Source organism: Gordonia sp. SMJS1 (assembly GCF_029866425.1).
Lineage (GTDB): Bacteria > Actinomycetota > Actinomycetes > Mycobacteriales > Mycobacteriaceae > Gordonia > Gordonia hongkongensis.
Window position 1 is genome coordinate 4,249,873 of record NZ_CP123381.1, and the last position, 26,246, is coordinate 4,276,118.

The following is a 26,246-nucleotide window of genomic DNA, read 5'->3' on the forward strand; positions in this document are numbered from 1 at the left end:
TCAGCCCGCCGTTGCCTTGAGACCGACCGCCGTCACCACGACGTTGACGACGAACAACGCCATGAACGAGTACACGACGGTCTCGTTGACGGCATCGCCGACGCCCTTCGCGCCGCCTTTGACGTTGAGTCCCTGGTAGCAGCCGACCATCCCGGCGAACAGACCGAACAGAGCGGCCTTGACCATCGAGATCATCAGCTCGCCGAACCCGGTGAGCAGGGTCAGGTTGGCAACGAACGCACCGGGATTCACATCCTGGAGGTAGACGGAGAAGATGAATCCGCCGCCGATGCCGATCGTGCAGACGAGGCTGTTCAGCAGCAAGGCGACCCCGGTGGAGGCCACGATGCGCGGGACCACCAGCCGGTGGATCGGGTTGATGCCGAGCACCTTCATCGCGTCGATCTCTTCGCGGATGGTCCGGGCGCCGAGGTCGGCGCAGATCGCGGTGGCGCCGGCACCGGCGACGATCAGCACGGTGACGATCGGGCCGATCTGGGTGACGGTGCCGAGAGCGGCACCCGCGCCGGACAGGTCCTGCGCGCCGATCTCGCGCAACAGGATGTTCAGGGTGAAGCTGACGAGAACCGTGAACGGGATGGCGACCAGGAGGGTGGGCACCATCGACACGCGGGCGATCGCCCAGGACTGTTCGACGGTCTCCCGCCACTGGAACGGACGGTGGAACAGCTCGCGCGCCGACTCGACGCCGAGCGCCACGAAATCACCGATTCCACTGAGGGGTGTGGCCAGTTTGCTCAGCATCGCCCAACCCCCTTCACCCTCGCACCATCGCGAAACCTATCACGCACAATCGAGCTGAATTGGTCAGTTGACCAGAGCGCTTGCCGAGAATGTGCGTCCCGGATCGCGGTCGGCGAAGTGTCCCGTCAGGGTCTTCGCGAGGTCCTCGGCGGACCACGCATCACCCTCGGCGACGAAGACCTCGTCGACGGTCGGCGCGGCCATCAGGGTGACCTTGGGACCGTAGACGACGAACACCTGACCGGTGACGGCGTCGGAGTCGGAGCCGGCGAGGTAGGTGACCAGCCGCACGACATGCTCGGGATCGAGAGGGTCCACTCCGTCGGTGGGTGCGTCGCCGAAGACGGCGGCGGTCATCGCGGTCCGCGCCCGCGGGCAGATCGCGTTGGCGCGCACGCCGTATCGCTTGAGGGCACGCGAGGCCGACAGCGTGAGTGCGGTGATACCCGCCTTCGCGGCGCCGTAGTTGGCCTGCCCTTCGGGACCCAGCAGCCCGGCCTCCGAGGCGGTGTTGATGATCCGGCCGAACACCGGGCCGCCCGCCTCCTTGGAGGCCGCGCGCCAGTGCGCCGCCGCATTGCGGGTGAGCAGGAAGTGTCCGCGCAGGTGTACGCGGATCACCAGGTCCCACTCGTCGTCGGTCATGTTGAACAGCATCTTGTCGCGCACCACGCCGGCGTTGTTCAGGACGATGTCGAGCGAGCCGAGCTGGTCGGTCGCCGTCGTCATGATGGCGGCGGCGGTGGCCGAGTCGCCGATGTCGCCGGGCACCGCGACCGCGCGGCCGCCGGCGGCGGTGATCGTGTCGATCACGTCGCTCTGATCAAGCGCCGCGGGGAGGTCGTTCACGACGACCGTGGCCCCCTCGGCCGCCAATCCGATGGCCTCCGCACGACCGAGACCAGCACCTGCACCGGTGACGACCGCGACGCGACCGTCCAACGTGTAACCCACCCGATTTCCTCCTGAGCTAAAACTAGAACCTGTTCTAGCATGATTCGCGGATGGATGGAACATATCGGCGTTTTCGCTCGGGTCAGTCCTCGACGACGGTCAGCGCCGACTTCGGACAGTTGGCGGCGACCTGACGCAGTTCCTCGACACGGTCCGCGGGGATGTCTTCTTGGAGAATCACCAGGTAGTCGTTGTCATCCAGATCGAAGAAGTCCGGAGCCATCCCCACGCAGATGGCGTTGGACTCGCAGAGGTCGAAATCTGCCTTGATACGCATCGGAACCGTCTCCTCGTCGATAAGTCACCTGTTGACTGGGCTGTGAGAACAGGTTAGAACGTGTTTCAGAAGTGCACGAGCACTTCGTCTGTCAACTTGACCATAAGCCGGGACCGGACGCTAGCCGATCCACCCCTTGGAGTGTCGATGCGCATCGCCTATACCGACCAACAAGCCGAGCTCCGAAGGGAACTCCGCGACTACTTCTCCGGCCTCATGACCGAGGAACGTCGTGCCGCTCTGTCCGGCGGCGACGGTGAACTCGGCGAGGGCGACGCGTACCGTGACGTCGTCGCGCAGATGGGCGCCGACGGCTGGCTCGCCCTGGGCTGGCCCACCGAGTTCGGTGGCCAGAACAGGTCGATGATGGACCAGCTGATCTTCACCGACGAGGCTGCGATCGCGGGTGCTCCCGTCCCGTTCCTCACCATCAACTCGGTGGCGCCGACGATCATGAACTACGGGTCGGACGAGCAGAAGGCGTACTTCCTGCCCCGGATCGCGGCGGGCAAACTGCACTTCTCCATCGGGTACTCCGAGCCGGGCGCCGGCACCGACCTCGCCGCACTGCGGACCACCGCGGTCCGCGACGGCGACGACTACGTCATCAACGGCCAGAAGATGTGGACCAGTCTGGTCGCCTACGCCGACTACATCTGGTTGGCCTGTCGCACCGATCCGTCGACGCTGGAACCGGGCGGCAAGAAGCACAAGGGCATCTCGATGCTCATCGTGCCCACCACCGCCGAGGGCTTCAGTTACACGCCGGTGCACACCATGTCGGGGGTGGACACCAGCGCGACGTACTACCAGGACGTCCGGGTCCCCACGTCGTCGATCGTCGGCGAGGAGGGCGGCGGGTGGCCGCTGGTCACCAACCAGCTCAACCATGAGCGGGTCGCGCTCTGCAGCGCGGCGCCGATCCAGACCGCCCTGCGCGAGACGATCGCGTGGGCTCAGCAGACCAAGACCGGCGACGGGCATCGGGTGATCGACGCCCCATGGGTGCAGCAGAACCTGGCCCGCGTCCACGCCAAGGTCGAGTTCCTCAAGCTGATCAACTGGAAGATCGCCTCGGTCGCGAGTTCCGGCGGATCGCCGAGCCCGGCCGACGCCTCCGCGACGAAGGTCTACGGCACGGAGTTCGCCACCGAGGCCTACCGACTTCTCATGGAGGTCGTCGGACCGGCCGCGACGCTGCGAACCGGAAGCACCGGCGCGCACCTGAACGGTCGCCTGGAGCGGTTCCAGCGCACGTCGCTGATCCTCACGTTCGGCGGCGGCACCAACGAGATCCAGCGCGACATCATTGCGATGCTCGCCCTCGGCCTGCCGCACCAGCGCAGATAGCCCCGACCGCTGGTTGAGCAGCCAGCGAGCACGCCCCCGCTGGTTGAGTAGCCCCGAGCGAGCGCAGCGAGCACCCGCCCCACCCGCTGGTTGAGTAGCCCCGAGCGAGCGCAGCGAGCACGCGGCGTATCGAAACCACCAACCGCACCCCGAACCTGGAGACCCACCATGGATTTCTCGCTTCCCGAGTCCGGCGCCGACGTCCGCGGGCTGGCCCGCGACATCGCGACGTCGATCAGCACCCCCGAGCGGGTCGCCGAACTGGAGACGGCTCGTACCGCGCTCGACGCGGACCTGTGGCGCGAACTCGGCGGCGCCGGACTCCTGGGCCTCGAGTTGTCCTCCGAGACCGCCGGGGATGCCGGCGGCGACCTCGGGGTCGTCGAGAATGCGCTCGTGGCCACCGAACTCGGCCGCGTGCTGGCCCGCGTACCGTTCGGTCCGCACGCGATCGCCGCCCTTCCGGTGATCGCCACGCACGGCTCGTCGGCACTCCGGGAGCGGATCCTGGGGTCCGGGGCCACCGGCGACTCGGTGCTCACGGTCGCGGTCGAGGAGGACCTGGCCACCGACTTCACCTCGCCCGCAACCACCTTCTCGTCCGACGGCGGCCTGACCGGCGTGAAGGTCGACGTCCCCTACGCCGAGGCCGCGGACATGTTCGTGGTCACCGCGTCCGGACCCGACGGTGTCGTCGCGGTGGTCGTGGCCGCCGATGCCCCGGGCGTCGTCGTCACCCCGACCCCCGCCACCGGGCTGATCCCTTCGGCGCAGGTCGAATTCGACGGCACGCCGGTGTCCGACGACGCCGTTCTCGACGGCGGTGCCGACACGGCCGCGACGCTCATCGCGCGTGCGACCCTGGCCTGCTGCGCCGAACAGACCGGCGTCGTCGAACGCGGCCTCGAGCTCACCGCCGAGTACGCCCGCGATCGCGAGCAATTCGGCCGCGCCATCGGGTCGTTCCAGGCGGTCGCCCAACGTCTCGCCGACGGGTACATCGATGCCCAGGGGCTGGCACTCACGACGACGCAGGCGGCCTGGTTGCTCGACCATTCGACCGGCCACACCCCGGAACTGCAGAATGCGGTCGCCACCGCCAAGTTCTGGGCCGCCGAGGCCGGGCACCGGGTGGCGCACACGGCCGTACATGTGCACGGTGGTGTCGGCCTCGACACCAGTCACCCGGTCCATCGTTACTTCCTGCGCGCCAAGCACAACGAGTTCGCATTCGGTTCCGCGACCGCCTCGGTGCGGGCCATCGGAGCCGAACTGGCCGCCACGCCGGCGTGAACCGACCGGTCGCGGCGACGCACGCCTCGACGGTCGCCGATCTGCTCGCTCCGCTGATCGAGATCGACGACCGCGGGGTCTGGTTCGAAGACGGATTTCGCTCCTGGACCGATCATCTCGCCGATGCGGCGTTGCTGGCCGGGGTGTTGCGCGGCCGGTTGTCGGATGACCGCCCGCGTCACGTGGGCGTGCTGCTGGCGAATACGCCGGTGTTCAGCGCGCTCTTCGCCGCGGCGGCACGTCACGGATTCGTGCTGGTGGGCCTGACCACCACCCGGCGTGGCGACGCGCTCGCCGCCGACATCGCCCGTGCCGAATGCCAGATGGTGCTGTGCGGCGAGGACACCCGGCATCTGCTGGACGGCCTCGACCTGGGCGGAACCCGCGTTGTCGATGTCGATTCGCCCGAATGGGCGGCCGCGGTGATCGCGGGTAAGCCGGCACCCCTTGCCGACGCGGCGCCGGACGACCTGCTGATGCTGATCTTCACGTCGGGGACGACCGGCGACCCGAAGGCCGTGCGATGTACGCACCGGACCTTCGCGACCAGCGGTCCGATGCTGGCCGAGCGCTTCGATATCGGGCCGGACGATGTCGCGTATCTCTCGATGCCGATGTTCCATTCGAACGCGATGATCGCCGGGTGGTGCGTCGCGGTGGCGGGCGGGGCGTCGATCGCGTTGCGGCGCAGCTTCTCCGCGCGTGGGTTCGTCGAGGACGTCCACCGGTACGGCGTGACATATGCCAACTACGTAGGCAAACCGATGCACTACATCCTCGCGACCGATCCGCGCCCCGACGACGCCGCGAGTCCGCTGCGGATCATGTACGGCAACGAGGCATCCGCCCGCGACCGCCTCCGGTTCTCCGAACGCTTCGGCTGCCGCGTCGTCGACGGATTCGGATCCACCGAGGGCGGCGTGGCCATCACGCGCACCCCTGACACACCCGATGATGCCCTGGGCCCACTGCGCGAACCGACCGCGGTCGTCGACGTCGACACCGCCGAGCCCGTTCCGGCTGGCGTGGTCGGTGAGATCATGAACCTCTCAGGGCCCGGCCTTTTCGCCGGCTACCACAACGATCCCGACGCCACCGCGGACCGCATGCGCGGCGGGATCTACCACACCGGCGACCTCGCCTGGGTCGACGACGCCGGTTACCTGCACTTCGCCGGACGTCTCGGCGACTGGTTGCGCGTCGACGGCGAGAACATCGGCACCGGACCCATCGAGCGAATCCTGCTGCGCCACCCGGCGATACGGCAGGTCGCCGTGCACGGCGTGCCGGTCGACATCGGTGACGAGATCGAGGCGGTCCTCGTCGCCGACGTGCTCACGGCCGACGACTTGAGCCAGTTCCTCTCCGCGCAAGAAGATCTCGGCCCGAAACAGTGGCCGCACCGGGTGCGGCTCGTCGACGAACTCCCCGAGACCGCGACCTTCAAGACCGTCAAGCGGCTCCTGGCCTCCGATGCCACCCCACCGACGTGGGTTCGGGACGGTCGGGTCTACCGCGCCCCGACGTAGGCCGGCCGCCGCCGTTCCCCTGGCCGTGCAGTGCTCTGATCCGAGAGAACCAACAGACCTGCTCCTGCACAGTTCCCTGAGCTGACGAGCGAAGGCGACCCACCCCTGCTACCTGAGGTGCGAGGAACGAAGCGACAGCCCTTCTGCTCCCTGAGGTCTGCGGAGCGCAAGGCGACAGCACCCCTGCTCCCTGAGGTCTGCGGGGCGCAAGGCGACAGCACCCCTGCTCCCTGAGGTCCGCGGAGCGCAAGGCGACAGCACCCCTGCTCCCTGAGGTCCGCGGAGCGCAAGGCGACAGCACCCCTGCTCCCTGAGGTCCGCGGAGCGCAAGGCGACAGCACCCCTGCTCCCTGAGGTCCGCGGAGCGCAAGGCGACAGCACCCCTGCTCCCTGAGGTCCGCGGAGCGCAAGGCGACAGCACCCCTGCTCCCTGAGGTCCGCGGAGCGCAAGCGACGAGCCACGAAGGGCCCCGTTTGCATCCGTATGACGTAACGCCCGGTTTCCGGGCATCACGTCATACGGATCTTCTGCGCCCCTGTGGATACCGTTCCCCATTCGCGATCATCACGCACTACGTTGACAGCGCACAGTTCTGGTATGCGCTGATCGTGCTAGCTTCTACGCACACTCTCGGGGGGGAGACGATGGCAGATCTGACCGTGGATCCGGCGGCGCTAATCACAGCCGCTATCGAGATACAACAGTGCGCCTCGAACATCGGGGGGTTGCACCTCAGTGCAGGACTGGGGACCACCTACGCGACCCAGACGTTCGGTGGGCTCGCCGGCTCATTCCGCGGCGCGACCGACGACATGAGCGATATCGCGAGCTCCGGTGATTCGCAGATCACGAGGTCGATGTCGAATGCTTCGAAGGCAATCTCTGCTTTTGCTGAGTTGGTGATCAACGCCCGCGACACCACCGTCGACACTGATCAATCCGGAGCGAACCGCATTTCGAGCGCGATCGCCTTCCCTTCGAGGACCGGCTCACTGACGGACCACCCAGTTCCGCTCGAAATTCTCCTGGGCGTCACGGAGAGGGGACCGCGGTAGCATGCCGCCGAGCTACAACGAGGTCACGGCATGGACGCCTGATCAACTCCGGTTCATCGCCAATGGACTGTTCGCCATGAAGGCTCGTCTCGACGCCGAGGCACCCAAGGCTGGAAACCCAGTCCTCAACCTGACGGGTGCGGAGTGGACGGGTAAGGCCAGAGGACCAGCCGACGACCGAGCGGAGGCCATCACACGCTGGCTCCGCGGCGTCGCGGACGAATACGGCGATCTCGCCGATGCGATGAACCGCGGCGCGTTTTCCATCGAAGGAGCAGTCACTGCCCTCGAGAACGGGACAACGTCATCAGAGTCCCAGGGTTATGTGCTGAATAGGGGAAGCCGCGAGTACGAGGTGACCTTCGAGAAAGCGAAGGCTCCGCCGGGCGCCGAGTACGACGCGAACGTCGCCTTTCAACATCAAACCGCCTTGCGCAATCTCGGTATCGCCGCGGACCAGGCTGTGAGCGACACGAGCGCAGCCGTCAACTCCGCTTTGGCTGCGCTGAGCGGAATAACACCGGCGTCGATCTCCACATCAAGCGGTTCTATGACACGCGTGTCGAACCAAGTGGACGCATTCCGCGAAGTCTACGATCGAGTTCCGGTCAGCGACAACGACTGGCGGATCGCCGCTGCATTGGACCCGCATAGTTACAATCCGAAGAACAAAGGGGCCCCGCCGGTTGTCAGCGTGATCAAGATCGATCCTGTACCCGGGCAGGGCGTCGTTGCCACGGGGCTGTTCATTCCCTCCGAGCGCGTAGTGTCAGGGCTGAACTTCTCCGAGTTCGAACTCAAGAGGAATCTCGGCGACGCCCGCGGGTTCGATCCGAACTTCGCTCCAGAAGACGCTCGCGTCTCATACTTCATCGATTACGAGAACGGCGTGATCGTGGCACGGCAAAACCCTTCGGTCGATGAGGATGGCAACGTCAAGACCGGAACACCTTCCGTCCATGCGGGCCAACTGCCCGACGGTACCGTGGCAATCAAATATGACGCGTCCGATCCCCTGGCGCCACCTCATACAGAGGACATCGGTTGGAGTGTACGGGGCCAGACCATTGTCACGCCGGGCGCCGACGGTGCCAGCGTATCGGGTGAAAGAACGGACTTTCCCTCGATGGAGACGTACCAGTACATGCCTGACGGTCGTACTCGAATAATGTTCCAGGACGACGCTGGCGATCATACGGAATACGGGCCACTGCGCGACCTCCCCTCTCAGCATCATTATGGGCAATACACCTCAGACTTATCTCGATTCCCCAAGGACGCCGGGTCTGTCGTCTACGGCCCACCGCCCCACCCCATCGACGAGATGACCGAGTTCGGCGGTGCGGACGACCCTCCTAGGGTCAATCAGGCCAAATGACCATTCAAAACAGTTCTTGACAGATACCGCAAAAAATGAGGACGGCGTCCATGACCAACGAATCAAGCAGCAACGCACCACCCGACGACCAGGCTGGTCAACGCGTCTTCGCTGCCCAAACGGCAACCGTCGTTGCGATCCTATGTTCGAGTTTCGGCGTTCCGTTCCTATTCGCCGATAACCGAGTCGTAATAGCCTTGGTGCTGGCCACGACGACGTTGCTGATCGGATGCGCCCTTGCCCTACCTCGTCGCACCCGCTCGTGGGGAGGCGTGGTCATTGCGGCCGCGGTGCCCGTCTACCTCATAACTGGTGTGATGTGACAAATCGCGACGACCGCCAATCGGCCAACCGATTCTTCGGACCGATCACGCCCTACATCTGCGTTGCCGCGATCACCCTCGCTTTGATTGCGGTGAATTACCTGTGGGTGATCGGAATATTGCTCAATATCGTGTTCGTATTCGTCGGCATCGCGCTCATGGCGAATCGGGGGGTGGCTCGTCAAGTCGGTACCGGGATCACTGTCGCGTACCTCACCTTCGTTGCCGCACTTGGCATCCTGATACTCGTTGACTACGTCAAGACTGGCGACGGCCCGTCCACGACATCGTCTTTGTCGGCTCCGCCCAACCCAGAAACGTCACATGGAAGTGACTGACGAAGTCGCCTCTGTGGGCGGAGAATCTGTCAAGCCAACCCAATTGAGCTACGCGGCACAGACACTCGTGTCGTTGCTTCTGTCCGTCGCGATCTTTCTCGCTGCGCTCAACTCCGACACGTCACGCGTTCTCCCCGTCCTCGTAACGATCTCGCTGGCCACCGCGTGTGTCGTCGCCATCGTCAAACGTCCCGCTGCGCGCAGCTGGGTTATCACGATCACGACGGCTACCGTGACCATGAGTGTGGCCGTCATTCCCTACGGGGGTTGGCCGTGAACCCGTGCGATGAGCCACCCGACAACCGATTCTTCGGACCCGCGACTCCGATGACAGTGATCATTACGCTGGCAGCAGCACCGTGCACGTTTCTGTTCGTGTGGGTCGCCAACGTCTTCCTGTTTCTGTTTCTCTTTGTCCTCGGCGCGGAAATGCTCGTCACCGGCACATCCCGCCAGATCGGCACCGGCCTCGTGGCCGGCAGCCTGACTTACGTACTGGTTCTCGCAGGTTTGCTCGTGTACGCCAGCGCCTGAGGAAGCGACCCCGCCGCCTCACAACCCCCCACGGTTCGACACCTGCGCCCGCCGGGACGATGAGGATTCTGTCCATTGGTGGTGGATGCGCTCCGAATGGGTGAGACTGGCACCGGCACGCCCGACGAGAGGCTCGACACCATGACCGGTAGGTACCTGCTCCGCACCCTGGGCATCGCACTCGGATGTGCAACCGCGGCAATCCTCTCCCCCACGATCGCGAACGCCGCACCGGACGACGTGACGATCACACCGTCGGTGTCGGGCAACTCGGTCACCGTGACCGTCACGAACCGGTCCACGGCGGTGATCGGGTGCAAGATGTTCGGGCTCCCGGCCGGGTCCGTGGCCGACAGCGACTCGCGACCACCCTTCGGATACGTCAACCCGGTCGACCCGCGCGCACTGATCGCGCCGGGCGGCACGCGCACCGTGGCGCTCGAGGTGTTCACCGACGAGGGCCCGAGCGGGTCCACCGTCCTGCCCGACGGCGCCTACGACCTGTACTGGGGGTGCACGACGGTGCCGGGGTTCGAAGGCGTCGAACAGTGGGGCACGCTGGGCCCGGCCGGAAAGCCGTCGACCGCACGAACCACGCGGCTGACACTTCCCGCCGAAGTCGGCACCCTGATCGCACCGACCCCCATGCCGCCGGGGCCGTGCCCCAACGCGAGTTGCCTCCCGCCCGACGTTGCCGACATCGTCGACGACCTGTGGGGCGAGTACACCTCGCCCTAGGAGCCTGCTGAATTAGGGTCCAGCCTGGGTTGAGGTTCCTGCTGCGGGGATGTGTCGGTTCCGGGGTGTGGTCGTGGTGATCGATCTAGGTGGGGCGGCGGTGCCGCGGTTCAGGCGGTGGCCAGTGTCCAGGTGCCGTTGGTGGTAGTCAGTCCGAGGGTGATCAGGCGGCGTAGGTTGATCGCGGCGGCGCGGTGGTGCAGCCAGTTGTTGTTGCGTTCGATTCCACGGTAGGGCACCCGCCGGTTACCGCGGGTGAGCCAGGCAATCGTCCGTTCGACCATGGGTCGATGCTGGCGGTAGGTGTCGGCAATAGTGTTGTCAGAGAAGTGTTGTCGGTGTTCGCGCTGGAGTTGGTGGTGTTCGCCGAAACTGATTTTGCGTCCACGAACCGCGGTGGTGCACCGTGCCCGAAGTGGGCAGTCGTGGCAGGCCGCACCGTAGGTGACGTGGCCTTTCGCGCTGACCGGTCGGGTCAGGTTGTTGGGGCAGGTCAATGTGTTCGAGTCGGCGTCGAAGGTGAAATCGTCGACGACGAAACCACCAGCAACCGCCGGCAAGTGTGGCTTGGGTTTGATCACCGCGTTCCATCGTGTCCGCGCCAGCGTGGCCAGCATGTCACCGGAGGCATACGCTGAATCACCCAGCACCTCACGATCGTCGGCGTCGTCGGCGACGGTCGGATCGCTCAGCAACAACCGTGCCCCGACTGCTCCGTCGGAAGTGTCCGGACCAGCGGCTTTGGTCATCTCGATCGCGGTGACCAACCCGGTCTCCGGTTCATTGACGATGTGGCCCTTGAACCCGTCCTGCTGGCGTGCCCGGGTTTTGTGGGCGTGCCGGGTGTCGGTATCGACGGTGGAGATCACCCGGTCCGGGGCGGTCCGGGGCGCGATGCGCCAGCGTCCGTCGGTGCCATCAGAACCTGGTGCCGGTTCCACATCCTGGCCGGTCACCAATGCCAGCAATGCCACCGCCTGCGCCTGGGCCTGGTTACTCGGTTCCTTGTCGATGGCCTCGAGGTCCAGACCGTCGAGCACGGCCAACCCATCTTCGACAAGGGCGCTGATCAGGTCCTGTTGAGCACACTCATCATCCCAGGCGATCCGCGGCTTGCCGGGCCGGTCATAGCCGCCGCCGGTCAACGCGGCCAGACGAGTCGCGTGCTGCTCGACCACCACCGCACCACCGTCGACCTCTCGGGCGACCCGCCGGATCGCCGCGATCACCTGGGTGATGGCGTCCTGGCGGGCCACCGCGTCATCGAAGATCGTCGAATCCAGCGCTCGACGACTCTTACCCGCGAGCACCCCGGTGGTGGTGATGACCTCGCGTACCACCTCGAAAATGCGGTGCGGCCGATCGCTGGCTGCCAGTCGCCGACGCCAGTACGTCAGAGTCGACGGATGAAAACCTTTGTTACCCAACACGAATCCACACGCCGCTTTCCACCGCAGATCGAAAGTGACCGCATCAGCGGCTTCGCGATCGGACAAACCCTGCAGCGTTTGCAGCACGATCACCGACGCCATCGTGGCCGGCGGGATCGACGGACGGCCCCGGCCGCTGGGAAACAGGTCCGCGAACATCTCCGCAGGAAACAACTGCTCGCGATGAGCAGCCAAAAACGCGAACACACTGCCCTCGGCCAGCAAATGCCCGACGACCGAGTTCACATCCAGAAACTCACCCTGACGATCCGGCTCACCCTGCATACCCACCAGGATCCCAGCCCACCAGGCAAACCCGCTCACCCCACACCGAAACGACACCGACTATTTCAGCAGTCTCCTAGCCTGAGCGAAGCGGCGAGGCCGTTGCCGTCGGGGACACTCGCCCGGTCACCCAGTGGCTTCGACTCGGCTCCTCGCTCCGCTCGGTGCCGGCTCAACCAGCGGGGGGGTGGCCGACCGCGCGGGCACCAGCCAGCCGGCTCAACCAGCGCGGGGTGGCCGCTGCCGCGGGATCAAGACGACTGGCGGCCTCGACGCAACGGTCGTGCCGACGCGTTGGTTCCGAAGACAGGTCGATTGGTGACCGATTGCCCGGCTGGTCCCGCATGTGGTCGGACTCACGTGGCGCCGACGGCCGACTTCCGGTGCCCTGGGAGATAGGGAACCGCTCAATTCGGGCTTCCCCGACGGGACAGACCGCCGATGCCGCCGGGACGCACTCCCCCGTTCGAAAGCCGATCACGACCACAGCCCTATCGACAGGACTGGAGCCGACCGATGACCGTAGCCGAACGCACCGCACCCGAATCCGACTCCCGCAGACAGTCAACCCGAACGGAGCTGCTGGGCCCCTTCCACGACGGGCGAGAAATGATTCTCGCCGCCGTCCTCGCCGCGTTGGCCGGGGCCACCGGCGCGGCGGCGTGGCTGTACTCCTCCGGGTGGTACGTGACCTTCATGACGGGCAACAGCGAGCGACTGGTGCTCGAACACGTCAAGGGGGCCCACCAGCTCGGCTTCACCGCTCTGCTGACCGTGGTGGTGTTCGTTCTCGGCGTGTTCGTGGCCACCCTGGCCAGGATGTACGTTTGGCGCAAAGCCCGGCACGGGGCGACGATGCTGACCGCGGGCTCGACGATCGCCGCGTGGCTCATCGACATCAACCTCGACAACGGCAACCGAGAATTCGGCGCCGGCCCGGTGCTCTGCCTGGCCTTCGGTCTCGGCGCACTCAACACCTCGATCAGCCGCAAGGGCGAGGTCGTCATGCCTCTGTCCTACGTGACCGGCACCCTGGTGAAAATTGGCCAGGGCGCCGGGTTGCACGTGTCCGGCGCCAAGCGATGGGGATGGGTCGCTCACCTGAGCACCTACGCGGGATTCCTCGCCGGTGCAGGATTCGGCGGCCTGCTGTTCAACGCCTTCGACGAACGGAACTCGCTACTGACCCTGGCCGTGGTCGCGGTGGTCGCCGCGGCGATCACCTGGCGTCTGGATCATCCCAAGTTCTTGCGTGCCGACGTCCGCTGACATGAGTGGCCGCGTCGTCGGCCGGTCGCGTCGACTGCTGGGCAGGCCGGTCAGCCGCCCAGCGTCTTGTTCATCCGGCCGACGGCCTCCTCGTACTCGCTGACGAGGTCGGCGATGAGGTCGGCGACGGGCGTGATCGCGTTGCAGCGTCCGACGATCTGACCGGCCGGCATCGCGACGACATCGGGATTGTCGGCCTGTGAGATCCGTGCGTGCGCCTCGGCGACGAGCAGGTTCTGCAGCGGCATCGGCAACGGTTCGGGCGCGGACTCGGCGTCCCAGGCATCGGTCCAGGCCGTCTTCAGCAGTCGCGCAGGCTTTCCCGAGTAGATGCGGCGGCGCACGGTGTCCCGCGACGTCGCCTTCAGCAGTGCCTGCTGGACAGTCGACGGCTTGTCGGAACCCTCCGGCACGCCGAGCTTGTACTCCGCCGCCGTCAGCCAGTACGTGCCCATCCACACGCCCTGCGCACCGAGCGCGATCGCCGCGGCGATCTGGCGGCCACTGCCCACGCCACCGGCCGCGAGGACCGGCGCGGTGTCACCGACCGCGTCGACGAGATCCGGCCACAGGATCATCGAGGTGACCTCACCGGTGTGCCCGCCGCCCTCGTAGCCCTGGGCGATGACGATGTCGACGCCCGCCTCGACGTGATGCAGCGCATGCTCTTTCGCGCCCGCGAGCGCGGCGACCAGGACGCCGTTGTCGTGCGCGGTCTAAATGACGTCGGCCGGCGGCGAGCCGAGTGCGTTGGCGATCAGCTTGATCTGTCCGTACTTACGACGATGCTCCATCGCGACGTCGACATGCGAGCGCGCGACCGAGTGCAACCAGCCGAGCACCCCGGCGTCGACCCGGTCTCCACCCGGGAGCGGGGGCACACCCAGATCGTCGAGCGTGCGTTCGACGAACGCGCGGTGCTCCGGCGGGATCATCGAGTCGAGGTCCATCTTCGAGCCCTCGGTCGGGATCTTGGCGGGCATCACCACATCGACGCCGAACGGTTTGCCGTCGGTGTTCTCGTGCATCCACTCCAGGACTTCGTCGAGCTCCTCGGCCTCGTTGAAGCGGACACAACCCAGGACACCGAGGCCACCGGCCCGACTGATCGCCGCCGCCACGTCCTGGCTGGGGGTGAATCCGAAGATCGGATACTCGATGCCGAACTTCTCGACCAGTTCAGTACGCATGTTTCAGCTCCCTTTCGGCGCTCTACTGCGCCTCGTCGGCGGGACGTTCGGTGGTGACCGACGCTCCCCATCGATAGTCGGGTTTGCCTGCGGGAGAACGCTTGATCTCGTCCACGAACCACACGCTGCGCGGACACTTGTAGCCCGCCAACTCTTTTCGGACAACGTCGTTGAGACTCGTGAGCGACGGGTTCGCACCGTCCCGAGTCGCGATGACTGCCGCGACGCGCTGACCCCACCGGTCATCGGCCACACCCACCACGACGGTGTCGAACACGTCCGGGTGGGCCTTGAGCGCCCCCTCCACCTCCTCGGGGAAGACCTTCTCGCCGCCGGTGTTGATCGACACCGACCCACGGCCGAGCATGGTGATCGTGCCATCGGCCTCGAGGACGGCGTTGTCGCCGGGCAGCGAGTAGCGCACGCCGTCGAAGACCTTGAACGTCTTCGCCGACTTCTCCGGGTCGTTGTGGTAGCGCAGCGGTACGTGGCCGGATCGCGCCAGCACACCGACCTCGCCGCTGCCCGGCTCGACCGGCGTACCGTCCTCCCGCAAGACGTGGGTCTCCTTGTCCGCCTTCACCCGCGGACCGCCGGTGTGCGGCGTGTCCTTCGCGACGACGCCCATCCCGCCGAAGCCGGTCTCCGACGATCCGATCGCGTCGATGATGACCGAATTCGGGAACCGGTCGAGGAACTGTTCCTTGACGCTCGGTGAGAACAGGCAGGCCGACGACGCGATCGACAGCACGCTCGACAGGTCACGGTCCCCACCGCTCTCCAGCGCCTCGATCATGGGGCGCCCCATCGCATCTCCGGTGATGAACACGACGTTGACCTTGTGTCGTTCGACGATGTCCCACGCCGACGATCCGCTGAACTCGGGGTACACCACCGCTTTTCCGCCGGCGAAGAGGGACTGGAAGATCGCCCACTGCGAGCCGCCGTGAATGAACGGCGGAATCGGGTACCGGACGAGCTGTCCGCCCTCGGCACCGGTCTTGGCAAGATGCCACTCGTCGGGTACGGGTTCGCTGGTGTACCAGTCGATTCCACCACCGAGGACGCGCCACACGTCTTCCTGCCGCCACACCACGCCCTTCGGCTTCCCGGTGGTACCGCCGGTGTAGAGCATGTACAGGTCGTCGTCGCTGCGTTCCTCGAAGTCGCGTTCGGTCGACGACGCCGCGATCGCCTCCTCGAAACGGATCGCATCGCTGTGGCCCGCGCAGCACAGGTCCTCGTCCGACCCGTCCTCGATGACGACGCGGTACTCGAGATCGGGCGCTTTCGGCAACGTGTTGCACACGCGACCGGCGAAGCTCCGCTCGTGGATCAGCACCTTCATCCCGGAGTCGGTGAAGATGTGTTCCAACTCGGCTTCGACGTAGCGGTAGTTGACGTTGACCATCACCGCGCGAGCCTTGAAGATGGCGACCATCGCCTCGACCGACTCGATGGTGTTCCTGCTGTACAGACCCACTCGGTCGCCCGGTTGTACGCCCAGTTCCCGGAGTTTGTGGGCGAGGGCGTTGGCACGCGCCTCCAGGTCGGCGTAGGAGCGCAAGCGGTCGCCCGACTCGAGCGCGACGCGCTCGGGAACAAGGTCGACGGCATGCTCGATGAGGTCGGCGATTGTGTAGGCCATGGTTCAAAATTAGAACGTGTTATCGTTCTGGGCAAGCGGCAATACGCGCCCGCCACCATCACCTGATCACCACCCGAGCACAGCGACACCGGAGTGCAGCGATGACCACAGCAACCCCCGCCGAGTCCGTCACCGAAAAGGCACCCGAGTGCCTCGTCGAGAAGCGCGGGCACATCCTGATCGTGACGATGAACCGACCGGAGGCGCGCAATGCGCTGTCGACGGAGATGATGCGGATCATGACCGAGGCGTGGGACCAGGTCGATGCCGATCCCGACATCCGGGTGGCCATCCTCACCGGCGCCGGCGGGTACTTCTGCGCGGGCGCCGACCTGAAGAGCATGAACAAGAACGCTCCCGGCGACACCGTCGACTCCGGTGCGTGGAATCCGGCCTCGTTGCCGGCCCTGCTGAAGGGACGCCGTCTCACCAAGCCGCTCATCGCCGCAGTGGAGGGACCCGCCATCGCCGGCGGTACCGAGATCCTGCAGGGCACCGACATCCGGGTCGCCGGCGAGAGCGCGAAGTTCGGTGTCTCCGAGGCCCGTTGGGGCCTGTACCCGATGGGTGGCAGCGCGGTTCGCCTCGTCCGGCAGATCCCGTACACCGTGGCGTGCGACATCCTGCTGACCGGCCGCCACATCACCGCGCGCGAGGCGCTCGAATACGGACTGATCGGCCATGTCGTCGACGACGGGACCGCTCTCGACAAGGCACTCGAACTCGCCGGGAAAATCGCGGCCAACGGTCCGCTCGCGGTGCAGGGCATCCTCAAGACCATCCGCGACACCGAGGGCCTACACGAACTCGACGCCTTCGAGATCGATGCGAAGATCGGCATCTCGGTCTTCAAGTCGAAGGATGCGAAGGTCGGACCCCGCGCGTTCGCGGAGAAGCGCACGCCGGAGTTCACCGGGGAGTAGCGGCACCGGGCGGTCGCGCCGCGCAGCGACTTCCGCGACGCCCCCGGTCAGCGGACGGCGTCCGACGTATCCTCCGACGACCTACGTGGGCGCAGCACGATCTCGTCGAGACGCCGACGATGATGCTCTTCGATGGTCATGCCCGCCTGGATCTCGTCGACGAGGGCTGCGGCGACGTCGCGGATCTTCACGTTCTCCTGCTGTGAGCGCCACCGGAGCACGTCGAACGCCCGGTCGGCGTTGACTCCGTAGACCAGCATGAGCATGCCCTTGGCCTGCTCGATCACGCCGCTGCTGTCGCGGAAGGCTCGTATCTGGTCGTCGACCCGCCGTTGCCACACGGCCATCTCGGCGTCGGTCAGGTCGAGGTAGAAGCCCTCGGTGCCGATGGCGCGCCGCGTGGCGTCGGTGATGGAATGCGCGATGACCGCGACCGGTCGGACCCGCCCGGACGTGTCGACGATGCGGTGCCGACTCGAGAACGGCGCGTGATTGGTGAGCATCTCGGCCAGCACGGCGTCGAAGTGGGCTCGATCGTCGGGGTGCTTGTGGCGGCGCATGAGTTCGGTGGTCGGTTCGACCTCCCCCGGCGCATAACCGTGCAGGGCGGCGACCTCATCGGACCATTCCCACTTCTCGCCCTCGTAGAAGAAGCGGAAGTCGCCGATACGTTGCATGCCCGACGGCATCCGGCCGGACCGGTCGGTCTGCCGACCCGCCGGGAGGCCATCCCGTCCGTGGTCGGCGTCTCCGCAACGGGGCCGTGATCACTTGGCTGCACGCGAGAAATTCTATGTTCGATCGGCATGCACGGCCGCAGGTTCTGCAGTTAGGAAGTCGTCGACGACTGTCGCACGCGGCGGATCACCGATACCGTGTCCCGTCGGGCACACGCCGACACCGGGTGCGTCGTCACACCAACGTCGCGAGTTCCCGGATCGTCTCGGTGTCGCGGGCGGTGACCATGAGCATGGTGACGCCGGCCGCCTCCCACTCCTTGATCTGAGAGCGCACCTCGTCGGCCGTGCCGACGAGCATCGTCTCGCGGACCATCTCGTCGGGCACTGCGGCGATCGCCTCGGCCTTCTTGCCGCTGAGGAACAGGCTCACGATCTCGTCGACGGCGTCGGCGTAACCCATCCGCTTGTACAGCTCGGCATGGAAGTTCTTCTCCTTGGCACCCATTCCGCCGACGTAGAGCGCCGTCGACGGCCGGTAGCGATCGATGGCCGCGGGCACGTCGTCGGTGATCACCACCTGTACCGTCGCGGCCACCTCGAAGTCCTCCCGGGAACGACGCGCACCCGGCCGCGCGAAACCCTCGTCGAGCCACGCGTTGTACTGGTCGGCGAGACCGAGACTGAAGAAGATGGCCAGCCAGCCGTCGGCGATCTCTGCGGTCTGCGCGACGTTCTTCGGGCCCTCGGCACCCAGCCAGATCGGGACGTCGGCGCGAAGCGGATGAGTGATCGGCTTGAGTGGTTTTCCGAGTCCGGTCGCCCCGGGTGCGTCGCCCGGGTACGGCAGCGGATAGTGCGGACCCGCGCTGGTCACCTTGTCCTCTCGGGCCAGCACGTCCCGCACGACGCGCACGTATTCGCGGGTGCGTGCCAACGGTTTTGCGAACGGTTCGCCGTACCAGCCCTCCACCACCTGCGGACCCGACACCCCGAGTCCGACGATGTGCCGGCCGCCGGAGAGATGGTCGAGGGTCAGCGCGTGCATGGCGAGGGAGGTCGGCGGCCGCGCCGACAGCTGGGCCACCGCCGTGCCCAGACGGATGCGCGAGGTCGCCGCGCCCCACCAGGCGAGCGGCGTGTACGCGTCGGAGCCCCACGACTCGGCGGTGAAGACCGCGTCGAACCCGCATTCCTCCGCGGTGGCGATCAACTCCGGCGCTTCGCGAATCGGATCGGTACCCCAGTACCCCAGTTGCAGACCGAGCTTCACAACCACTCCCCTTCTCGCCGGGCCGCGCTTCCCACGGCCTGACATGCATCTTGTGCCCAATACTAGAACGTGTTCTACTCGAGATGTGAGCATGAGCGTAACGTCTCCGGCCGCCCCGAATCCCGTCGCCGAGGTGCCCGAGCCGAAGTCCCCCATCCTGACCGCTCCCCTGACCAACTCCTTCGACTACACACGGTCGCTGGGCCCGGTCCTGAGCCAGTTCGCGCTCGCGTTGCGCGATGGCCGGATCATCGGGTCCAAGGGCAGCGACGGCAAGGTGTCGGTTCCCCCGGTCGAGTTCGACCCCGTCACCGGCACCCAGTCCGCCGAGTTCGTCGAGGTGTCGACCGTCGGCACGGTGACCACGTGGACGTGGAACCCCGAGCCGCTGCCGGGCCAACCGTTGGACACGCCGTTTGCGTGGGCGCTGATCCGTCTCGACGGCGCGGACACCACACTGCTGCACGCGGTTTCGGCCGACTCGCCCGACGACCTGTCGACCGGCCTGCGGGTCCACGCCGTCTTCGGCGCCGCGCGCATCGGCCGGATCGACGACATCGCGTACTTCGCCCCCGGCGAGGAACCCGCCACCGCTCCGGCCAACACCGCCGACGCCCCCCAGGGCGCGGAGGCGGGGCTGCTCGTCATCCCCACCCCGGTCAGCACCGCGATCACGCACTCGGCCAACGAGGAAGAGTCCGTGTACCTCGAAGGACTGAAGGCGGGCAAGCTGATCGGCACCCGCATCGGTTCGGGAGTCGACGCGGGGCGCGTGTACTTCCCGCCCCGCGGCGTCAGCCCCGCCGACGGTTCACCCGCATCCGAGCGCGTCGAGTTGGCCCACACCGGCATCGTCACCACGTTCTGCATCGTCAACGTGCCCTTCCAGGGACAGCGGATCAAGCCGCCCTACGTGGCGGCCTACGTGCTCCTCGACGGGGCGAACATCCCGTTCCTGCACCTGATCCTGGACTGCGAGGCCTCCGAGGTCCGGATGGGCATGCGCGTCAAGGCCGTCTGGCTCCCCGAGGACGAATGGGAGTACTCGATCGGCAACATCAGCCACTTCGCGCCCACCGGAGAGCCCGACGCCGAGTACGAGACCTATAAGGACCACCTCTGATGACACTGCCACCGATCGCGATCATCGGCTTCGCGCACAGCCCGAACATCGCCGGCTCCCACGGCACCACCAACGGCGTCGAGATGCTGATCCCCTGCTTCGACAAGCTCTACGCCGAACTCGGCATCGCCCGCACCGACATCGAGTTCTGGTGCAGCGGTTCCTCCGATTACCTTGCCGGACGGGCATTCTCGTTCATCTCCGCGATCGACTCGATCGGTGCGATGCCGCCGATCAACGAGTCCCACGTCGAGATGGACGGCGCCTGGGCGCTGTACGAGGCGTGGGTGAAGATCGCGACGGGCGAGGTCGATCTCGCCCTCGCCTACGGATTCGGCAAGGCCACCGCGGGCAACGCCGACCAGACGCTCACCCTGCAGACCGATCCGTACACCGTCGCCCCGCTGCATCCGGATGCCCGGTCGCTCGGCGCCCTGCAGGCTCGCGCCGGCCTCGACGCGGGCGTGTGGACCGAGGCCGACATGGCCGCGGTCGGTGCTCGGACCTTCGGCGGTTCCGTCGACGAGCTGCTCGGTCGTGAGTACGTCGCGAACCCGCTGCGACAGCACGACATCGCGCCGTACACCGATGCCGCCGCAGCGGTCGTCATCGCCAGCGAGCGCAAGGCCCGCGAGCTGGTGGCCAACCCTGCCTTCGTCACCGGGTGGGATCACCGCATCGACACACCCAACTTCGGGGCACGCGATCTCACCGTCTCACCGTCGACGAAGCTGGCCGGCGACACCGCCTTCGGCGACCGCAGCCGCGCGGTCGACGTCGCCGAGATCAACGCGTCGTACACGCACCAGGAGATCATCGTCCGCAACGCGCTCGGACTCCCCGACTCGGTGCGCATCAATCCGTCCGGCGGTTCGCTGGCCGGCAACTCGCTGTTCTCCGCAGGTCTCCAGCGGATCGGGTACGCGGCCAACGAGATCCTCGGCGGCAACGCCGGCACCGCGGTCGCCCACGCCTCGAGCGGCCCGCTGCTGCAACAGAACATGGTGGTCACCCTGAGTGCCCAGAACAACGAGGGGGCCTGAGAACTGATGGGACACAACAATCGTGCCGCGGTGCTGGGCACCGGGCAGACACGGTACGTCGCGAAGCGGTCCGACGTCACGATGGCGGGCATGGTCCGCGAGGCCATCGACGCCGCGCTGATCGACTCCAAGGTCTCGCTCGACGACATCGACGCGATCGTCATCGGCAAGGCCCCGGACCTCTTCGAGGGGTCGATGATGCCGGAGCTCGCGATGGCCGAGGCCATCGGCGCGGTCGGCAAACGCCTCATCCGCGTACACACCGCGGGTTCGGTCGGCGGTTCGACGGCCAATGTGGCCGCGTCGCTGGTCTTTGCGGGCGTGCACAAGCGGGTCCTGGCCGTCGCCTGGGAGAAGCAGTCCGAGTCCAACGCGATGTGGGCCCTGTCGATCCCGGTGCCGTTCACCAAGCCGGTGGGCGCCGGCGCGGGTGGCTTCTTCGCCCCGCACGTCCGCGCCTACATCCGGCAGTCCGGCGCGCCCGAGCACATCGGGGCGATGGTCGCCGCCAAGGATCGCCGTAACGGCGCGCTGAATCCGCTTGCGCACCTGCACCAACCGGATCAGACGGTCGAGAAGGTCATGAGCTCGCAGATGCTCTGGGACCCGATCCGTTACGACGAGACCTGCCCGTCGTCGGACGGGGCCTGCGCGGTCGTCATCGGCAGCGAGGATGTCGCCGATGCCGCGATCGCCGCAGGCGATCCGGTGGCGTGGATCCATGCCACCGCGATGCGCACCGAGCCGCTGTCCTACGCGCACCGCAACGTCGTCAGCCCGCAGGCCGGTCGCGATGCCGCGGCCGCGTTGTGGAAGGCCGGCGGCATCAGCAACCCGCTGGAGGAGATCGACGCCGCCGAGATCTACGTGCCCTTCTCCTGGTTCGAGCCGATGTGGCTGGAGAACCTGGGATTCGTGGCCGAGGGCGAGGGGTGGAAGCTCACCGAATCCGGCGACACCGAGATCGGCGGGCGCATCCCGCTCAACGCGTCCGGCGGTGTGTTGTCGTCGAACCCGATCGGGGCGTCGGGCATGATCCGGTTCGCCGAGGCCGCCATCCAGGTCATGGGCAAAGCCGGAGACCACCAGGTCCCGGACGCCCGGAAGGCACTGGGCCACGCCTATGGCGGTGGCTCGCAGTACTTCTCGATGTGGCTCGTCGGCGCCGACAAGCCCCTGCACTGAGCGGAACTTCGTGGCATTCATGCGCCATATGTGCGCATGAATGCTACGAAGTGCGTTCGGGGACAGCGCAGGCGAGGCCGTCGGCCATTCCCGTGGGTCGCACACCCAGCGACTGGTTGAGACGTGCCCGCTGATTCTCCCAGGCCACGGTCATGGCGAGTTCGACGATCTGGGTCTCCGACAGGTGTTCGGCCAGCCGGCGGCGCAGGTCCGCGAGATCGTCGCCGACAGCCGGCGTACGGGTCATCGCCTCGGCGTAGCCGATGACGAGTTTCTCCAGATCGGTGTAGGCCGTCGACTCCTCATAGCGCGGCAGATCGCGGAGTTGCTGCTCGGTGATTCCGGCGCCCGACGCCAGCGCGGAGCCGATGTCGAGGCAGAACTCGCAACTGACCATGCCGGCGGCCTTGAGTTCGGCCAGTTCTTTGAGTTTCGGGTCCATCCGGTTGGACAGCAGCATCGCGCTCTCCATCCCGGCGATCCCGCCCGCCACCAGCGGCCGACGAGCGAGGTGGCCGACGAGTTCGGTGCGATGACGCCGGGCCCGCCGCATCGCGCGTACATAATTCCGGATTCGATGCAGTGCTCTCATACCCGTCCTTCCCGATCCGGCCGAAAACTGTAACGCCGCCCCAGCGCATATGTGACCAGCAGCACCAGGGCAGCCACACCGACCGCACCGTGGGCGACCGCACCCCAGGCGAAGACGCCGATCTCGTGGAGACCGCGTCCGCCCATCACCAGTCCGAGCGGCACGCCCGCGATGACGGCGACGGGTAGCCACCGGCGACGCGTCGAGGCGACCGCGATCGCCGCGCCGACGGCGATGAACGCCAATCCGCCGTCGACCATCGCGTGCTGGTTGAACGGCTCGCCGAGCGACGCCGAGATCCACTCGCCGGCAATCATGTTCCCGACGCCATGGATGATCAGGATCGCGCCGAGCGCGGCCGCGGCCACCTGCGCCGCCGACCACCGTCTTCTCCGACGACCGGCAGGCGCAGGATGCAGTATCCGGTCGACCGAAACGTAGGTCGACGCGGGCGGGTCGGGCCGCAAGCCACCGGCGAGCAACTCGAGTTCCGGGTCCGGAGCATTCGGGACGTCGCGCCCGTCGAGAACTGCCGATATCGCGTCATCGAGTCGTTCGGCCGCAGCGATGTCCACGGGGTCGAACTGTTCACTCGGATCGTGAGGCGTCACCTCGGCATCACCTCCCTCAACTTCGCCACCCCGCGATAGACGAGCATCCGCGCGGCCGTCGCCGAGATCCCCATCGCCGCGCCGATCTCGTCGGAGGTGAGTTCGGTGGCGAATCGCAGGGTCACGGCTTCCCGCTCGCGCGCCGTCAGAACCCACAACCGGCTGCGCACGTCGTCGGCCGCGGCGGCCCGCAGCATCGCGGTCTCGGGATCGCCGTCGTAAACGGACACCCCGGCGTCGCCGAGGTCGACCTCGGCGACCGGCACCTCGCGGGATCGCCGGGCCCACCAGTCCGCGACGACATGCCGCGCGATCCCGATCAGCCAGGCGCCGACGCTGTCGCGCCGGTCGTCGAACCGGTCCCACGAGCGCATCGCCTTCACGAAGACCTCCGCGGTCACGTCGTCGGCGTCGGCGGCCCCGGGCACACGGGTCCGCACGTAGCGCCAGACCCCCGCAACGTGTTCGCGGTACACCGCGTCGAACTGATCGACCGCGCCGGACTCCGAGTCGCTCCCCCTCCGTCGACGACGCCGTGGGGGCGTCGGTGAACCTGTCACCCCATCTTCGGGCCCGGCCGACGCGCTGTAACGACGGATGGGAGAACCCGGCCCACAAACGACCGCGGGCGGGACAGGGTGAGCACCCTGTCCCGCCCGTGGCGGCTCGTGTTGCGACTATCCGGCCTTGCGCACCGAGTTGATCGTCTTCTCGACTTCCCAGAAGGCGCGCAGTGCCGACAGCTTGCCGTCGGCGTCGGCGCGATAGGTGAACACCCCGCGCGCCTCGGAGACATGGCCGGCGATGTGGGTGACGATGCTGCCGATGTAGGCTACCTCGTTCCCGCAGATGATCTCCTCGTCGAAGCGGAACTCGATGCTCTCGGTCGTCCCGATCGATTTGTCCCAGAACTCCGAGATCTGCTCGTGCCCGCGGAATCCGACGCCGTCCGGGTCGAACATCGACGGGCCGACCGGGTCCTCGACCGTGGCGTCTGCCGCGAAGTTGTCGATCCAGGCCTGTTTGTCCCTGGATTCCACGAACTCACGCGAACGACGCCCCGCCACGACTGCGGGATGGTTCTCCCGGTCGATGCCGAGGTAGGCCGGTGTCTGCTCTGCTGCGGTCACTTGGTGCCGTAGTCGACGCGGAGTTCCTTGACGCCGTTGATCCAGCCGTGGCGCAGACGGCGCGGTGCGTCGAGTTTGGTGATGTCGGGCACCATGTCGGCGAGCGCGTTGAACATCAGGTTGATCTCCATCCGCGCGAGGTTCGCACCGACGCAGAAGTGCGCACCGTTGCCGCCGAACCCGACGTGCGGGTTGGGATCGCGCATGATGTTGAACGAGAACGGATCGTCGAAAACGTCCTCGTCGTAGTTCGCCGAACCGTAGAACATGCCGACGCGCTCACCCTTGGCGATGTCGACGCCGCCGATCTGCGTGTCGCGCTTGGCCGTCCGCTGGAAGCAGTTGACCGGGGTCGCCCACCGCACGATCTCGTCGACCGCGGTCGCCGGGCGCTCCTTCTTGAACAGTTCCCACTGATCGGGGTTGTCCAGGAAGGCATTCATCCCGTGGCTGATGGCGTTGCGGGTGGTCTCGTTGCCGGCGACGGTCAGCAGGATGAAGAAGAACCCGAACTCGGTCTCGTCGAGCGACTGCCCGTCGATGTCGGCGTTCACCAGCGTGGTGACGATGTCCTCGCCGGGATTCTTACGCTTCTCCTCGGCCATCGTGTAGCCGTAGCCGAGGATCTCGGCGTTGGCCTGCTGCGGATCCGTCGTGTAATCCGGGTCGTCGGCGTTCATCATCGAGTTCGACCAGTCGAACAGCTTCTCCCGATCCACCTCCGGCACGCCGAGGAGGTCGGCGATGGCCAGCAGCGGCAGGTCGACGGCCACGTCTTTGACGAAGTCACCGCTGCCCTTCTCCGCGGCCTTGGCGACGATGTCGCGGGCGGCGTCGTCGAGCTTCTCCTCGAGTGAATGCACGGCGCGCGGCGTGAACAACTTGGAGACCAGCTTGCGCAGGCGGGTGTGCTCCGGCGGATCGTGGTTGATCAGCAACGCCTTGGTGATCTCGATCTGATCGGCGGTCATGTCGTCTTCGAAACGCATGATGACGCCGTTGGCGTTGGTTTCCCAGTCCTCGTTGTTCTTGGAGATCTCGCGGACATGGGCGTGCTTGGAGATCACCCAGTACCCGCCGTCGTGGAAACCACCGCCCTTGCCGGGCGCCTGGGCATTCCACCATACCGGCGCGGTCTTGCGCAGTTGCGCGAACTCCTTCACGGGGATTCCCTGCTCGAGCAGATCGGGGTTGGTGAAGTCCCACCCCTCCTGCTCCATGAACGGGCACTTCGCGACTACGTCGGAAGGGCTCGTGCGCGCAGAATCCGCCGGGGTCGGCTCGCTGCCGATCGGGGCGCTCTGGGCCTGGGTCACGTCACACCACCTCGCT

27 protein-coding genes and 1 pseudogene are annotated in these 26,246 nt (G+C 66.6%); 15 read left to right on the forward strand and 13 right to left on the reverse strand.

Going from position 1 to position 26,246, the window contains the following annotated elements:
• From QAD21_RS19225 to QAD21_RS19235, 3 genes are all read right to left on the reverse strand, one after another.
• Complete coding sequence (locus tag QAD21_RS19225; protein WP_065629749.1) at positions 1–765, reverse strand: ABC transporter permease; 765 nt, start codon at positions 763–765, stop codon at positions 1–3.
• Positions 766–828: 63 nt separating this feature from the next.
• Positions 829–1,719 carry a 3-oxoacyl-ACP reductase gene (locus QAD21_RS19230; protein WP_205334171.1) on the reverse strand — a complete coding sequence of 297 codons (891 nt, stop codon included), beginning with the start codon at positions 1,717–1,719 and terminating at the stop codon, positions 829–831.
• Between the two features lie 82 nt (positions 1,720–1,801).
• Entirely contained in the window at positions 1,802–1,996 is a 195-nt protein-coding gene (locus QAD21_RS19235; protein WP_065629750.1) for a ferredoxin, read from the reverse strand.
• 147 nt (positions 1,997–2,143) lie between these two features.
• Here QAD21_RS19235 and QAD21_RS19240 point away from each other — a divergent pair, with 147 nt between their 5' ends.
• The 10 genes from QAD21_RS19240 (at position 2,144) to QAD21_RS19285 (ending at position 10,535) form a co-directional block, all read left to right on the forward strand.
• Entirely contained in the window at positions 2,144–3,346 is a 1,203-nt protein-coding gene (locus QAD21_RS19240) for an acyl-CoA dehydrogenase family protein (protein ID WP_058253575.1), read from the forward strand.
• Positions 3,347–3,514: 168 nt separating this feature from the next.
• Positions 3,515–4,639, forward strand: a complete 1,125-nt coding sequence (locus tag QAD21_RS19245; protein WP_205334172.1) for an acyl-CoA dehydrogenase family protein — start codon at positions 3,515–3,517, stop codon at positions 4,637–4,639.
• Positions 4,636–6,168, forward strand: coding sequence for a long-chain-fatty-acid--CoA ligase (locus QAD21_RS19250; RefSeq protein WP_205334173.1), 1,533 nt, complete (start codon positions 4,636–4,638; stop codon positions 6,166–6,168). Before QAD21_RS19245 ends, QAD21_RS19250 begins: the two co-directional genes overlap by 4 nt.
• A gap of 645 nt (positions 6,169–6,813) precedes the next feature.
• Positions 6,814–7,224 carry a hypothetical protein gene (locus QAD21_RS19255; RefSeq protein ID WP_205334490.1) on the forward strand — a complete coding sequence of 137 codons (411 nt, stop codon included), beginning with the start codon at positions 6,814–6,816 and terminating at the stop codon, positions 7,222–7,224.
• 1 nt (position 7,225) lies between these two features.
• The gene (locus tag QAD21_RS19260; protein ID WP_205334489.1) at positions 7,226–8,602 is read left to right on the forward strand and encodes a hypothetical protein; all 1,377 of its coding nucleotides are present in this window, start codon (positions 7,226–7,228) and stop codon (positions 8,600–8,602) included.
• A 50-nt stretch (positions 8,603–8,652) separates the two neighbouring features.
• Positions 8,653–8,925: a hypothetical protein gene (locus QAD21_RS19265; RefSeq protein ID WP_205334488.1), complete on the forward strand. Its 273-nt coding sequence runs from the start codon at positions 8,653–8,655 to the stop codon at positions 8,923–8,925.
• Positions 8,922–9,263: a hypothetical protein gene (locus QAD21_RS19270; RefSeq protein ID WP_205334487.1), complete on the forward strand. Its 342-nt coding sequence runs from the start codon at positions 8,922–8,924 to the stop codon at positions 9,261–9,263. The genes QAD21_RS19265 and QAD21_RS19270 overlap by 4 nt, the downstream gene beginning before the upstream one ends.
• Entirely contained in the window at positions 9,250–9,540 is a 291-nt protein-coding gene (locus QAD21_RS19275; RefSeq protein ID WP_205334486.1) for a hypothetical protein, read from the forward strand. Before QAD21_RS19270 ends, QAD21_RS19275 begins: the two co-directional genes overlap by 14 nt.
• Positions 9,541–9,590: 50 nt before the next feature.
• Positions 9,591–9,797, forward strand: coding sequence for a hypothetical protein (locus QAD21_RS19280; RefSeq protein WP_205334485.1), 207 nt, complete (start codon positions 9,591–9,593; stop codon positions 9,795–9,797).
• 141 nt (positions 9,798–9,938) lie between these two features.
• Positions 9,939–10,535 carry a hypothetical protein gene (locus QAD21_RS19285; RefSeq protein WP_205334491.1) on the forward strand — a complete coding sequence of 199 codons (597 nt, stop codon included), beginning with the start codon at positions 9,939–9,941 and terminating at the stop codon, positions 10,533–10,535.
• A gap of 110 nt (positions 10,536–10,645) precedes the next feature.
• On the opposite strand, the gene QAD21_RS19290 is transcribed toward QAD21_RS19285, so the two are convergent.
• Entirely contained in the window at positions 10,646–12,250 is a 1,605-nt protein-coding gene (locus QAD21_RS19290; protein ID WP_280360080.1) for an IS1182 family transposase, read from the reverse strand.
• A 516-nt stretch (positions 12,251–12,766) separates the two neighbouring features.
• On the opposite strand from QAD21_RS19290, the gene QAD21_RS19295 reads away from it, so the two are divergent.
• The gene (locus tag QAD21_RS19295) at positions 12,767–13,519 is read left to right on the forward strand and encodes a DUF1275 family protein (protein WP_137810441.1); all 753 of its coding nucleotides are present in this window, start codon (positions 12,767–12,769) and stop codon (positions 13,517–13,519) included.
• A 50-nt stretch (positions 13,520–13,569) separates the two neighbouring features.
• Here QAD21_RS19295 and QAD21_RS19300 read toward each other — a convergent pair.
• Positions 13,570–14,709, reverse strand: a pseudogene (locus QAD21_RS19300) (nitronate monooxygenase family protein).
• A gap of 22 nt (positions 14,710–14,731) precedes the next feature.
• Positions 14,732–16,357, reverse strand: a complete 1,626-nt coding sequence (locus tag QAD21_RS19305; protein ID WP_280360082.1) for an acyl-CoA synthetase — start codon at positions 16,355–16,357, stop codon at positions 14,732–14,734.
• Positions 16,358–16,458: 101 nt separating this feature from the next.
• Between QAD21_RS19305 and QAD21_RS19310 the strand changes: the two genes are divergently transcribed.
• Positions 16,459–17,280: a crotonase/enoyl-CoA hydratase family protein gene (locus QAD21_RS19310; protein WP_058253560.1), complete on the forward strand. Its 822-nt coding sequence runs from the start codon at positions 16,459–16,461 to the stop codon at positions 17,278–17,280.
• Positions 17,281–17,327: 47 nt separating this feature from the next.
• Here QAD21_RS19310 and QAD21_RS19315 read toward each other — a convergent pair whose 3' ends face one another.
• Both QAD21_RS19315 and QAD21_RS19320 read right to left on the reverse strand, forming a co-directional pair.
• Entirely contained in the window at positions 17,328–17,957 is a 630-nt protein-coding gene (locus QAD21_RS19315; protein WP_280360083.1) for a PAS and ANTAR domain-containing protein, read from the reverse strand.
• Positions 17,958–18,192: 235 nt separating this feature from the next.
• Entirely contained in the window at positions 18,193–19,230 is a 1,038-nt protein-coding gene (locus QAD21_RS19320) for an LLM class F420-dependent oxidoreductase (protein ID WP_137810444.1), read from the reverse strand.
• A gap of 91 nt (positions 19,231–19,321) precedes the next feature.
• Between QAD21_RS19320 and QAD21_RS19325 the strand changes: the two genes are divergently transcribed.
• The 3 genes from QAD21_RS19325 to QAD21_RS19335 are packed head-to-tail and all read left to right on the forward strand — an operon-like array spanning position 19,322 to position 22,581.
• On the forward strand, positions 19,322–20,353 hold the full coding sequence (locus QAD21_RS19325; RefSeq protein ID WP_247450095.1) for an OB-fold nucleic acid binding domain-containing protein: 1,032 nt from the start codon (positions 19,322–19,324) through the stop codon (positions 20,351–20,353).
• Positions 20,353–21,396 (forward strand): thiolase domain-containing protein, encoded by a 1,044-nt coding sequence (locus QAD21_RS19330; RefSeq protein WP_058253562.1) that lies wholly within the window; start codon positions 20,353–20,355, stop codon positions 21,394–21,396. Before QAD21_RS19325 ends, QAD21_RS19330 begins: the two co-directional genes overlap by 1 nt.
• A 6-nt stretch (positions 21,397–21,402) precedes the next feature.
• Positions 21,403–22,581 carry a thiolase domain-containing protein gene (locus QAD21_RS19335; RefSeq protein WP_058253563.1) on the forward strand — a complete coding sequence of 393 codons (1,179 nt, stop codon included), beginning with the start codon at positions 21,403–21,405 and terminating at the stop codon, positions 22,579–22,581.
• 43 nt (positions 22,582–22,624) lie between these two features.
• Here the strand turns inward: QAD21_RS19335 and QAD21_RS19340 are convergent, their stop codons facing one another.
• The 5 genes from QAD21_RS19340 to QAD21_RS19360 all read right to left on the reverse strand — a co-directional run bounded on the left by QAD21_RS19340 (position 22,625) and on the right by QAD21_RS19360 (position 26,230).
• Positions 22,625–23,173 carry a carboxymuconolactone decarboxylase family protein gene (locus tag QAD21_RS19340; RefSeq protein ID WP_137810446.1) on the reverse strand — a complete coding sequence of 183 codons (549 nt, stop codon included), beginning with the start codon at positions 23,171–23,173 and terminating at the stop codon, positions 22,625–22,627.
• Positions 23,170–23,784, reverse strand: a complete 615-nt coding sequence (locus tag QAD21_RS19345; protein ID WP_137810447.1) for a hypothetical protein — start codon at positions 23,782–23,784, stop codon at positions 23,170–23,172. The genes QAD21_RS19340 and QAD21_RS19345 overlap by 4 nt, the downstream gene beginning before the upstream one ends.
• Entirely contained in the window at positions 23,781–24,260 is a 480-nt protein-coding gene (locus tag QAD21_RS19350) for an RNA polymerase sigma factor (protein ID WP_058253566.1), read from the reverse strand. The genes QAD21_RS19345 and QAD21_RS19350 overlap by 4 nt, the downstream gene beginning before the upstream one ends.
• 201 nt (positions 24,261–24,461) lie before the next feature.
• Complete coding sequence (locus QAD21_RS19355) at positions 24,462–24,914, reverse strand: nuclear transport factor 2 family protein (RefSeq protein ID WP_065629762.1); 453 nt, start codon at positions 24,912–24,914, stop codon at positions 24,462–24,464.
• Positions 24,911–26,230 (reverse strand): cytochrome P450, encoded by a 1,320-nt coding sequence (locus tag QAD21_RS19360; RefSeq protein WP_058253568.1) that lies wholly within the window; start codon positions 26,228–26,230, stop codon positions 24,911–24,913. Before QAD21_RS19360 ends, QAD21_RS19355 begins: the two co-directional genes overlap by 4 nt.
• Positions 26,231–26,246 lie beyond the last annotated feature (16 nt).